The sequence below is a fragment of the Streptomyces sp. NPDC001480 genome, assembly GCF_042894725.1.
Lineage (GTDB): Bacteria > Actinomycetota > Actinomycetes > Streptomycetales > Streptomycetaceae > Streptomyces.
Genome location: NZ_JBIAVX010000028.1, coordinates 20,705 through 33,365 on the forward strand (window position 1 = coordinate 20,705; position 12,661 = coordinate 33,365).

2 protein-coding genes (1 of these 2 only partly in view) are annotated in these 12,661 nt (G+C 76.5%); both read right to left on the reverse strand.

Annotated features, from left to right (window positions below; genetic code table 11):
* Entirely contained in the window at positions 1 to 10,596 is a 10,596-nt protein-coding gene (locus ACFY01_RS42250; protein ID WP_390741078.1) for a type I polyketide synthase, read from the reverse strand.
* On the reverse strand, positions 10,589 to 12,661 hold the 3' end of the coding sequence (locus ACFY01_RS42255; RefSeq protein ID WP_390741079.1) for a type I polyketide synthase. 22,344 nt of this gene lie beyond the right edge of the window; the window shows 2,073 of its 24,417 coding nt (coding positions 22,345–24,417); its start codon lies beyond the right edge, outside the window; the stop codon is at positions 10,589 to 10,591. Before ACFY01_RS42255 ends, ACFY01_RS42250 begins: the two co-directional genes overlap by 8 nt.

A 12,661-nucleotide genomic window follows, 5' to 3' on the forward strand; every position in this document is an offset into this window, starting at 1 on the left:
TCAGGAGATTCCAAGATCGTTCTCGATGAAGTCGAAGATCTCGTCCGCCGCGGCGGAGTTGATCCGGTCGGTGACGTCGTCCGCCGCCGTGGCCGTGGTCACCGCGGCCCGGTCCGCGCCGCCGAAGCGGGCGAGCAGGGAGCGCAGCCGTGCGCCGATCCGTTCGCGCTGGGAGTCGTCGTCCGGCAGGTCCGTCAACGCCGCTTCCAGCCGGTCGAGTTCGGCCAGCGTCCGGCCGGCGCCGGCCACGCCGTCGGTGAGCCTGCCGCGCAGGTAGCCGGCGAGGGCCGCCGCGTTGGGCTGGTCGAACAGCAGCGTGGCGGGCAGCGCGAGGCCGGTGACGGTGCCGAGCCGGTTGCGTAGTTCGACGGCTGTCAGGGAGTCGAAACCGAGGGCGTTGAAGGCCTGGGTGGCGCCGACCTTGTCGGTGGAGGCGTGCCCGAGGACCCCGGCGACCTGGGTGCGCACCAGGGTGAGGAGCGTGCGCTCCTGCTCGGCGGCGGTCTGCCCGGCCAGCCGGGAGCGCAGTGCCCCGGCGGTGTCCTCCTCGCCCGCGTCCGCCGGGCGGGCGGCCGCCAGGTCGCGGACCTCCGGCAGGCCGGACAGGAGCGGGCTGCGCCGGGCCGAGGTGAACCCTGCCGCGAAGCGTGCCCAGTCGACGTCGGCGACGGCCACCGTCGCGTCCGGGCGGGCGACGGCCCGGCCGATGGCCTGCGGGGCCCGGTCCGGGTCCAGCGGGTTCATGCCGCCGCGCCGCATGCGCTGTTCGGTCGCGGTGTTCTGCGCGGCCATGCCGCCGCCGGCCCACGGGCCCCAGGCCACGGAGGTGGCGGGCAGTCCGTCGGCCCGGCGCCGCTCGGCCAGGGTGTCCAGGAAGGCGTTGGCGGCGGCGTAGTTGGCCTGGCCGATCGTGCCGAGGGTGCCGGACACCGAGGCGAACAGGACGAAGGCGGACAGGTCGCGGTCGCGGGTGAGTTCGTGGAGGTTGCGGGCGGCGGCCAGCTTGGGGCGCAGCACGGTCTCCAGGCTCTCGGGCGTCAGCGTGTCGATGAGCCGGTCGTCGAGCACCCCCGCGGTGTGCACCACGGCGTCCACCGGGTGCTCGGCCAGCAGGGCGGCCAGCGCGTCGCGGTCGGCGACGTCGCAGGCGGCGACGACGAGCTCGGTGCCGGAGCCGTCCAGGGCGGCCTTCAGTCGGGCCGCGCCCCCGGCACCCGCGCCGGAGCGGCTGACCGCCAGCACCCGGTCGGCGCCCTGTTCGGCGAGCCAGGCGGCGGTGCGTACCCCGAGGGCACCGGTGGCGCCGGTGAGCAGGACGGTGCCGTGCCAGTCCGGCCCGGCCGGCACGGCCGCGGTCCCCGGTACCCGCTCCAGGCGCCGCAGGAAGGTGCCGGAGCCGCGTACCGCGACCTGGTCCTCGCCGTCCCGGCCGGCGAGGACCGCGCACAGGCGGCGGGCGACGTCCTCGGCCAGAGGCGTGCCGGTGCCGGCGGGGACGTCGACCAGTCCGCCCCAGCTCCGCGGGTACTCCAGGGCCGCGGTGCGGCCGAAGCCCCAGACGGCGGCCTGTTCGGGCGACTCGGGCGCCTCCTGGGCGTGGACGCCGACGGCGCCGGCGGTCAGGCACCACAGGGGTGCCGGGGCCGCGCCGGCGTCGGCGCCCGCCGCGTCCTCGGAGAGCGCCTGCACCAGTGCGGCGGTGGCGGCGAGACCGCTCGGGGTGGAGGGGTGGCCGGGCAGCGGCCGGGTGTCGGCCGCCAGCAGCGAGAGGACGCCGCCGAGTGTCCCGGACGCGTCCGCCGTGTCGCGGGCCGCGGCGAGCTGCCCGGCCAGGACGGTGCGGTCGGCCGACGCGCAGTCGACCGGTACGGTCACCGCGCGGGCGCCGTGCGCGCCGAGGGCGGCGGCGACCGAGGCGGCCCAGGGGCCGTCCGCCAGGGCGGCGGGGACGGGCAGCAGCCACGTTCCGGTGAGGGCGGCGGCCTCTTCGGCGGCGGGCTTCCAGACCACGCGGTGCTCCCAGCCCTCCGCCTCGGAGGTCTGCCGGCGTTCCCGGCGCCAGGCCGAGAGGGCCGGCAGCACGTCGCTGAGCGGGGCGCCCTCGTCGAGGCCGAGGCGGTCCGCCAGCTCCTGCGGGCCGGCCTGCTCGACGAGGTCCCAGAACCCGGTGTCCTCCGCGGGTGCGGCGGCCGGCGCGGACGACTCGAGCCAGTAGCGCTCGCGCTGGAAGGCGTACGTGGGCAGCGTGGTGCGGCGTGCTTCGGGGCTGTGCAGCCGGGTCAGGTCGGTCTCGGCGCCGCGGGCGTGCAGCCGGGCCGCGGCGAGCAGGGCGGAGCGGCGCTCGTCCGCCTCGCGTCGCATCAGCGGTACGGCGGCGGCCTCCGGGGCGGTGGTGGCGTCGAGGACCAGCGCGGTCAGCGTGGCGTCGGGGCCCAGTTCGAGGTACGTGGTGACGCCGAGTTCCTCCAGGGCGCGTACGCCGTCGCCGAAGCGGACCGCTTCCCGCACGTGCCGTGTCCAGTAGGCCGCCGAGCGCAGTTCGTCGCCCTCGGCGAGGCGCCCGGTGACGTTGGAGACGACCGGCACGGCCGGCGGGGCGTAGGTGACCTGGGCCGCGATCTGTTCGAACTCGGTGAGCATCGCGTCCATGCGGGGGGAGTGGAAGGCGTGGCTGACCCGCAGGCGCCTGGTCTTGCGGCCGCGGTCGGCGAAGTCGGCGGCGATCCGCTCCACTTCGTCGGCGTCTCCGGAGAGCACGAGGGACGTGGGGCCGTTGAGGGCGGCGATGGAGACGCGGTCCGTGCGGCCGTCGAGGAACGGGCGTACCTCCTCCTCGGTGGCCTCCACGGCGGTCATCGCGCCGCCCTCGGGCAGGGCCTGCATCAGCCGACCACGGGCGGCCACGAGGGCGCAGGCGTCCGGCAGCGAGAGGACACCCCCGACGTGCGCGGCCGTCAGTTCGCCGATGGAGTGGCCCATGAGGGCGTCGGGGCGGGCTCCCCAGGACCGGACGAGGGCGTGGGCGGCGGTGCCGACGGCGAACAGCGCGGCCTGGGTGTAGGCGGTCCGGCCGAGAAGATCGGCCTCGGGCGAGCCCTCCGCGCTGAAGACCACCTCGCGCAGCGGCGGTCCGTCGAGGTGCCGGTCGAGTTCGGCGCAGACCGCGTCGAACGTCTCGGCGTACGCGGGGTGGGCCTCGTACAGGCCACGGCCCATGCCGGGGCGCTGGGCGCCCTGGCCGCTGAACAGGAACGCGGTCCTGCCGCCGGTGCCGGCGACGCCCGTGGCGACGCCCGTGGCGTCGGTGCCCTGTGCGACGGCGGTGAGCGCGGCGAGCAGTTCCGGGCGGTCGCCGGCGACCACCACGGCGCGGTGGTCGAGGGCGTGCCGGCCGGCGGCCAGGGAGTGCGCGAGGTCGCGCGGATCGGTGTCGGGGTGGGCGAGCAGATGGGCGCGCAGCCGGGCCGCCTGGGCGCGCAGGGCGTCCGGGGTGTGCCCGGAGACGGTGAACGCTCGCGGCTGCGCGGCGGGTTCGGGCCGCTCGGGGGCGCGCCGGGGCGCGGGCGGCTCCTCCAGGACGACGTGCGCGTTGCTGCCGCTGATGCCGAAGGAGGACACGCCGGCCCGGCGGGGCCGAGCGGTGTCGGCCGGCCAGGTGCGGGGCTCGGTGAGCAGTTCGACGGCTCCGCTGGACCAGTCGATGTGCCCGGAGGGTTCGTCGACGTGGAGGGTGCGGGGCAGTTCGCCGTGGCGCATCGCCATGACCATCTTGATGACTCCGGCGGCGCCCGCCGCGGCCTGGGTGTGTCCGAAGTTGGACTTGGCTGAGCCGAGCAGCAGCGGCCGGTCCGCGGGCCGGTCCTGCCCGTACGTGGCGAACAGGGCGCGGGCCTCGATGGGGTCGCCGAGGGTGGTGCCGGTGCCGTGCGCCTCGACGGCGTCCACGTCCGCCGGGGACAGGCCGGCGGCGGCGAGGGCCTGGCGGATGACCCGTTCCTGGGAGGGGCCGTTGGGTGCGGTGAGGCCGTTGGAGGCGCCGTCCTGGTTGGTGGCCGAGCCGCGTACGACGGCCAGCACGGGGTGGCCGTTGCGTTCGGCGTCCGAGAGACGTTCGAGGAGCAGGACGCCGACGCCCTCGGAGAAGCTGGTGCCGTCGGCGGAGGCGGCGAAGGCCTTGCAGCGGCCGTCCGCGGCGAGACCGTTCTGCGCGGTGAACTCGGTGTAGGTGCCGGGGGTGGCCATGACGGTGACGCCGCCGGCCAGTGCCATGCCGCATTCGCCGGAGCGCAGGGCGTGGGCGGCCAGGTGGACGGCGACGAGTGCCGAGGAACAGGCGGTGTCGACGGTCATGGTGGGGCCTTCGAGGCCGAAGGTGTAGGCGACGCGGCCGGAGATGACGCTGCCGGAGACGCCGAGGCCGATGTAACCCTCCATGCCCTCGGGGATGTCGGCGAGCCCGGAGGCGTATCCGGAGCCCATGGCGCCGACGAACACGCCGGTGCGGCTGCCGCGCAGGGACAGCGGATCGATCCCGGCCCGTTCGAAGACCTCCCAGGAGGACTCCAGCAGCAGCCGCTGCTGCGGGTCCATCGCCAGGGCCTCACGGGGTGAGATACCGAACAGGGCGGCGTCGAAGTGGGTGGCGCCGTACAGGAATCCGGCCTGGAGGCCGGGCAGGCGCTCCAGGTCCCAGCCGCGGTCGGTGGGGAACGCGGAGATGGCGTCGCCGCCCTCGGCGACGAACCGCCACAGGTCCTCGGGTGAGGTGACGCCGCCGGGGTACTGGCAGGCCATGCCGACGATGACGACGGGGTCGTCGTCCACGGCGGACGGGGCGGCGGTGTCCGTGCGCGCGGTGTCCCCGCCGAGTTGCTCACGCAGGTGGCGGGCGAGGGCGGTGGGCCGGGGGTGGTCGAAGACGAGCGTGGCGGGCAGCCGCAGTCCGGTCTCGGCACCCAGCCGGTTGCGCAGTTCGACCGAGGTGAGGGAGTCGAAGCCGAGGTCGCGGAAGGACTGGTCGGCGCCGACCGCGCCGGCCGTGCCGTGGCCGAGGGCGGTGGCCGCGTGCCGGCGGACCAGGTCGAGCAGGAGCCGTTCCTGTTCGGCCGGTTCCAGGCCGGCCAGCCGGGCGGCCAGCCGGGGCGCGTCGCCGGCGTTCGCCTGGACGGTACGCCTGGCCGGGGTCCGCACGAGGCCGCGCAGCAGCACGGGCAGCCGGCCGGCGGCCGCGGCGGTGCGCAGGGCGGCCGGGTCCAGCCTGAGCGGGGCGAGCAGCGGCTCGTCGGTCGTCAGGGCGTCGTCGAGGAGGTCCAGGCCCTGCTCGGCGGTGATCGCGGGGAGACCGGAGGCGGCGATGCGCTTGACGTCGTCCTCGCTCAGCCCGCCGGTCATGCCGTCGGCGCCGGCCCACAGGGTCCAGGCGAGCGAGGTCGCGGGCAGGCCCTGGGCCCGGCGGTGCTGGGCGAGGGCGTCGAGCACGGTGTTCGCGGCCGCGTAGTTGGCCTGTCCCGCACCGCCGAGCAGGCCGGCGGCGGAGGAGAACAGCACGAACGCGGTCAGGTCGGCGTCCCGGGTCGCGTGGTGCAGGGCCAGCGCGGAGCCGGCCTTCGCCCGCAGGACGGCGTCCAGCCGCTCGGGCGTGAGCGAGGTGAGGATGCCGTCGTCGAGCAGGCCGGCGGTGTGCACGACACCCCGCAGGGGGCGCTCGGCGGGGATCCGGGCGAGGAGGGCGGCGAGCGCGTCGGGGTCGGCGGTGTCGCATGCCTCGACGGTCACCTGCGCGCCCCGTGCCGCCAGTTCGGTACGGAGTTCGTCGGCGCCGGGGGCGTCGGGCCCTCGCCGTGAGGCGAGGACGAGGCCGCGCACACCGTGCCGGGTCACGAGGTGCCGGGCGACGAGACCGCCCAGGTATCCGGTGCCGCCCGTGATCAGGACGGTGCCCCGGGGGTCCCAGGGGGCGGCGGGACGGTCCGGCGGGTCGGCGGGAGTGCCGCCGGCGGTGTCCATGGTGCGCGGGGCGCTGTGGGCCGGGTCGCCGGCGGCACGGGAGGTGTCGGCCGCGCCTTGCGCGGGACGGGTGTCGGCCGCGTGCGTCGCCAGATCCGCCCCCTCACCCGCGGTCGGCTCGGGGCGGGTGCCGTCGGCTGTGCCCGCCGCAGGATCCGCACCCCCCTCGGCCCCGCCCGCCCCAGGGCGCGCCGGGGACACGGGGGTGAGTCGTGGTGACAGCAGGTCGCCTTGCCGGAGGGCGAGTTGGGGTTCACCCGTGGCGAGGGCGGCGGCCAGGGTGGCCGGCGACAGGGCATCGGTGCCGAGGTCGAGGAGGACGAGGCGGCCCGGGTTCTCCGTCTGGGCGGAGCGGACCAGGCCCCAGGCCGCGGCGGCGGCCAGTCCCGGCACGTCCTCGCCGTCGCGGGCGGCGACGGCACTCCGGGTGAGGACCACGAGGCGGGCGTCGGCGGTGCGTTCGTCGGCGAGCCAGGTCCGCACGGCCCGCAGGACGTGCGCGGCGACGGTGCCGAGGTCGTCGGGCCCGGCCGCCGGGCACGGCAGCAGTACGGCGTCGGCGCCGTCGGCGAGGTCGCCGGGTCCGGTCACGCGGGGCCAGGCGGCGTCGAGGCCGGTGTCGTCGCCCTCCGCCACGTACCAGCGGCCGGCCGGGGCCGGCGAGGGGGGTTCGACGGGGCTCCACCGGACCCGGTGGAGGGCGCCGGCGGCCGGGGCGGCGGCACCGCGCAGGCTGTCCGCGGACACGGACCGGGAGACCAGGGTGTCGACGGTGGCGACGGGGCGGCCCTCGGCGTCGGCGATGCGCAGGGCGACACCGCCGGCGCCCGCCGGTTCGATCCGTACCCGCAGGCTGGTGGCGCCGACCGCGTGCAGCCGGACACCGCTCCAGGAGAACGGCAGACCGACCCCGCCGGGACCGTCCGTGCCGGCGGGACCGGCGAGTTGGGCGTGCAGGGCGGCGTCCAGCAGCGCGGGGTGCAGTCCGTAGCGGGCCGCCTCCTTGTGCTGGTCCTCGGGCAGCGCCACCTCGGCGTACCAGGCACCGCCGGTCCGCCAGACGGCCTTGAGCCCCTGGAACACGGGGCCGTACTGGTAGCCGGTGTCCGCGAGGGCGGCGTAGAAGCCGTCGAGGGGGACGGCCCGGGCGCCGGGCGGCGGCCAGGCGGCCAGGTCGAAGGCGGGCTCGGCCGGCCGGGCGGCCAGGGTCGCGGAGGCGTGCCGGGTCCACGGCGCGTCGGTGTCGTCGCCGGCCTCGGGGCGGGCGTGCACGGTCAGCGTGCGGCGGCCGGAGTCGTCGGGGGCGGCGATGACGAGCTGGAGCTGCACCGCTCCCTTCGCCGGCAGGACGAGGGGGGCCTCGAGGGTCAGTTCCTCCAGCAGGTCGCAGCCGGCCTCGTCGCCCGCGCGCAGGGCTAGTTCGGTGAAGGCCGTGCCGGGCAGCAGGACCGCGCCGGAGACGGTGTGGTCGGCGAGCCAGGGCTGGGAGCGTACCGAGAGCAGCCCGGTGAGCAGGATCCGGTCGTCGTCGGCGACGCGTACGACGGCGCTCAGCAGCGGGTGCCCCGCGGTGCCGAGTCCCGCGCCCGTGAGGTCACCGGCCCCGCCGGCGCTCATGCGCAGCCAGTAGTTCTCGCGCTGGAAGGCGTACGTGGGCAGGTCGACGCGGGCCGTGCCGGGGGCGCCCAGGAAGTGCGCCCAGTCCACGGTGGCGCCGTGCGCGAAGAGTCCGGCCGCCGCCGCCAGCAGCGTGGGGGCCTCGGGCCGGTCCTTGCGGAGGGACGGGAGGCAGATCCGCTCGGTGGTGTCGTCGGGCAGGCAGGTCCGGGCGAGCGCGGTCAGCGTGGTGTCGGGCCCGAGCTCCAGGAACCGGCTGACGCCGTGCGCGGCGAGCCAGGCGACGCCGTCGGCGAACCGCACGGGCCGGCGCAGGTGGCGCACCCAGTAGTCGGGCGAGCGGAGTTCGGCGGCGGTGGCGGGCTCGCCGGTCAGGTCGGAGACGACGGTGATCCGCGGTTCGTGGTACGTGACGCTCTCGGCCACGGCACGGAACTCGTCGAGGGCGGCGTCCATCCGGGCGCTGTGGAAGGCGTGGTCGACGCGCAGCCGCCTGGTGCGGCGCTGCCGGGCGCGCAGCCGCTCGGCGACCTCCTCCACGGCCTCCTCGTCGCCGGACAGCACCAGGGAACGGGGGCCGTTGACGGCGGCGACGCTCACGGCGTCGCCGTGTGCGGCGATGAGCGGCGCGACCTCGTCCTCGGTCGCCTCGACGGAGATCATGGCGCCGCCGGGCGGCAGCGCCCGCATGATGCGGCCGCGGGCCGCGACCAGGCGGCAGGCGTCGGGCAACGTCCAGACGCCCGCGACGTGCGCGGCGGACAGTTCGCCCAGGGAGTGCCCGAGGAGGTACTTGGGCCTGACGCCCCAGGACTCCAGCAGCCGGTACAGGGCGACTTCCACGGCGAACAGGGCGGGCTGCGTGAGGTCGGTGCGGTCCAGGGCGTCGGGGCCCTCGGCGCCGTCGAACACGACGGCCTTCAGGGGCAGGCCGAGGGCGGCGTCGAGGTGGCGGCAGACCTCGTCGAAGGCGGTGGCGAAGGCGGGGAACTCCGCGTACAGCTCCCGGCCCATGCCGATGCGCTGGGAGCCCTGTCCGGAGAAGAGGAAGGCGGTGGCGCCGCGCAGCACGCGGCCGGTGACGACGGACGGCGCGGGGGGCGCGTCGGGGTCCTCGTCGGCGAGCCGGGCGAGGCCGCTCAGGGCGGCGGCGCGGTCCTCGGCGAGCACGACCGCCCGGTGTTCGAACAGCTGGCGGGTGGTGCGCAGGGCGCGGGCGACGTCGGCGGCGTCGAGCCCGGGGTGCTCCTCGACGTGGGCGTGCAGCCGGGCGGCCTGGCCGCGCAGGGCGGCGGCGCTGCGGGCGGAGACGATCCACGGGACGACCGGCGTGGCGACCGGCGGGGCAATCGGCGATGCGACCGGCGGGGCGGCGAGGGCGGCCGGGGGACCCGCCGGAGTACCGGGCGGGGAACCCGCCGCAGTGCCCGCCGGGGAACCCGCCTGGGTACCGGCCGCGGTGTCCGCCGGGGAACCGGTCTGAGAACCGGCCGGGACATCGGTCAGGACGTCCGCCGGGCCCTCCGCCGGACCCTCCGCCGGACCCTCCGCCGGACCCTCCGCCGGGGCCTCCACCGGGCCCTCCGCCGGGGCCGACTCCAGGATGGTGTGGGCGTTGGTGCCGCTGATGCCGAAGGAGGACACGGCGGCGCGGCGCGGCCGGTCCCCGGTGTCCGGCCAGGCGGTGGGCTCGGTCAGCAGGCGGACGTTGCCCGCCGACCAGTCGACGTGGGTCGAGGGCTCGGTGATGTGCAGGGTGCGCGGGAGGCGGCCGTGGCGCAGCGCCATGACCATCTTGATGACGCTGGCGACGCCGGCGGCGGCCTGGGTGTGGCCGAGGTTGGACTTCAGGGAGCCGAGCAGCAGCGGGTGGGCCTCGTCCTTGGCGCGGCCGTACGTGGCGAGCAGGGCCTGCGCCTCGATCGGGTCGCCCAGTGAGGTTCCGGTGCCGTGGGCGTCCACGGCGTCGATGTCGGCGGCGCCCAGCTCGGCGTTGGCGAGCGCCTGCTCGATGACGCGCTGCTGGGCGGGGCCGTTGGGCGCGGTCAGTCCGTTGGACGCGCCGTCGGAGTTGACGGCGCTGCCCCGGACGACGGCGAGGACGGGGTGGCCGTTGCGGCGGGCGTCGGACAGGCGCTCCACCAGGAGCATGCCGACGCCCTCGGACCAGCCGGTGCCGTCGGCGTCGTCGGAGAACGCCTTGCAGCGGCCGTCGGGGGCGAGACCCCGCTGCCGGCTGAACTCGAAGAGCAGTCCGGGGGTCGCCATGACGGCCACACCGCCGGCCAGCGCGAGGTCGCACTCCCCCGACCGCAGCGCCTGCACGGCCCAGTGCAGCGCGACCAGGGAGGAGGAGCAGGCGGTGTCGACGGTGACGGTCGGCCCCTCCAGGCCCAGGACGTAGGAGATGCGGCCGGAGGCGACGGAGGTGGCGTTGCCCGCGAGCATCAGCCCGTGCACGTCCTCGGGCACCTCCACCGGGCCCTGGCCGTAACCGGAGGTGGCGGCGCCGACGAAGACGCCGGTGGCGCTGCCGCGCAGGGTCGCGGGCGGAATTCCGGCCCGTTCGAGCAGTTCCCAGGACGCCTCCAGGAGCAGCCGCTGCTGGGGGTCGGTGGCCAGCGCCTCACGGGGGCTCATCCCGAAGAAGCCGGCGTCGAACGCGGCGGCGTCCCCGAGGAAGCCGCCCTCGCGGGTGGAGAAGGTGCCCGGTTTGTCGGGGTCGGGGTCGAAGCGGTCCTCGATGTCCCAGCCGCGGTCGGCGGGCAGCGGGCCGATGGCGTCGCCGCCCTCGTCGACGAGCCGCCACAACTCCTCCGGGGTGGCGACCGCGCCGGGGAAGCGGCAGCTCATCGCGACGATGGCGATGGGCTCGCGCTGCTTGTCCTGTACCTCCTGAAGCTGACGGCGGGTCTGCCGCAGCTCTGCCGTCACCCGCTTGAGGTATTCGACGTACTTGCCGTCGTCAGCCACGTGTGTCACTTCCTTGACCCGGGCCGGGCGTGCCCAGCTCCCTGTCGATGAGGTCGAACAGCTCGTCGGCGGTCTCGACCGATTCCAGTTCGCCGTCCTCGGACTCGTCCGGCGCCGCCGTCCCGGAGACCGCCACCGCCGCGCCCGACCAGCGGGCCAGCAGGTCCCGCAGCCGGTCGGTCACCCGGGCGCGGTCGGCCGGGTCGTCGACGTCGGTGCCGCCCAGCGCGGCGGCCAGCCGGTCCAGCTCTCCGAGCAGGCTCTGCGCCCCGCCGGGGGCGTCGGGCAGGTCCAGCTCGGTCAGCAGATGGCGGACCTGGACGGCGGGCGTCGGATAGTCGAAGACGAGGGTCGCCGGCAGCCGCAGACCGGTGACGGCGCCCAGGCGGTTGCGCAGTTCCACCGCGGTGAGCGAGTCGAAGCCGAGTTCCTTGAAGGTCTGCTCCGGCTCGATCCCGGCGGCCGAGGAGTGGCCGAGGACGGCCGCCGCCTGCTCGGCGACCACGTCGAGCAGCAGCTGCTCGCGGTCGGCGGCGGACAGCGGGGCCAGCCGCTCCGCGAGGGTCTCGGTGCTCCCGCCGGCCGGGGCCGCCGTCTCGGCGCGGCGGCGGGCGGGCGCCTTCACCATGCCGCGCAGCAGCGGCGGCAGCACGTCGGCGTGTTCGCGCAGGGCGCCGTGGTCGAGGTCCATCGGCAGCAGCACCGCCCGGTCGGTGGCCGGGCCCGCGTCGAGCAGCCGCATGCCCAGGTCCGCGCCGAGCGGGACCATGCCGGTCCTGGCGTGCCGGTCGCGGTCGGCCTGGCCGAGCTCGCCGGTCATGCCGGCGGTGGGCAGCCAGGTGCCCCAGGCGAGGGAGGTCGCCGGCAGCCCCAGGTCGCGCCGGTGGTGCGCCAGCGCGTCCAGGAAGGCGTTGGCGGCCGAGTAGTTGGCCTGTCCCGCGCCGCCGAACGTGCCGGCCACGGAGGAGAACACCACGAAGCGGGCGAGGTCCAGGTCACGGGTCAGCTCGTGCAGGTTGACCACGGCGTCGGCCTTCGGCCGCATCGACCGGTCGACGCGCTCCGGGGTCATCGAGGAGATGACCCCGTCCGCCAGGACGCCCGCGGTGTGGATCACCGCGGTCAGCGGGTGCGCCTCGGGCAGGGAGGCGAGGAGCGCGGCCAGGGCGGTGCGGTCGGCGGTGTCGCAGGCGACGATGGAGACGTCGGCGCCGAGGGCGGCCAGTTCCGTACGGAGCTCGTCGGCGCCCGGGGCGTCGGGGCCCTGCCGGCCGGCCAGGACGAGGTGGCGCAGGCCGTGGTCGGCGACCAGGTGACGGGCCGTGATCCGGCCAAGTCCGCCGGTGCCGCCGGTGATCAGAACCGTGCCGTCCGGGTCGGGGGCGGTGGGCAGGGTCAGGACGACCTTGCCGATGTGCCGGGCCTGGCTGAGGTACCGGAACGCGTCGGGGGCCCGGCGTACGTCGAACGTGGTCATCGGCAGCGGCGGCAGCGCCCCGGCCTCGAACAGGGCCAGCAGTTCGCGCAGCATCTCGCCGATGCGGTCGGGCCCGGCCTCGACCAGGTCGAAGGCCTGGTAGGCGACACCCGGGTGGTCCACGGCGACCTGGCGTGGATCGCGGACGTCGGTCTTGCCCATCTCCAGGAACCGCCCGCCGCGCGGCAGCAGCCGCAGCGAGGCGTCCACGAACTCCCGGGCCAGCGAGTCCAGTACGACGTCCACGCCCCGGCCGTCGGTGGTGTCCAGGAACAGCTTCTCGAAGCCGAGGTCGCGGGACGAGGCGAGGTGGGCGTCGTCGAGACCCGCGGCGCGCAGCGCGTCCCACTTGCCGGGGCTCGCGGTGCCGAACACCTCGGCGCCCAGGTGGCGGGCGAGGCGGACGGCGGCCGTGCCGACCCCGCCGGCGGCGGCGTGCACCAGCACGGACTGGCCGGGACGCAGGCCGCCGAGGTCGACGAGGCCGTAGTACGCGGTCAGGTAGACGATGGGCACGGTGGCGGCCTGCGCGAAGGTCCAGCCGCGCGGGACGCGTACGACCATCCGTTCGTCGGCGACGGCGACGGG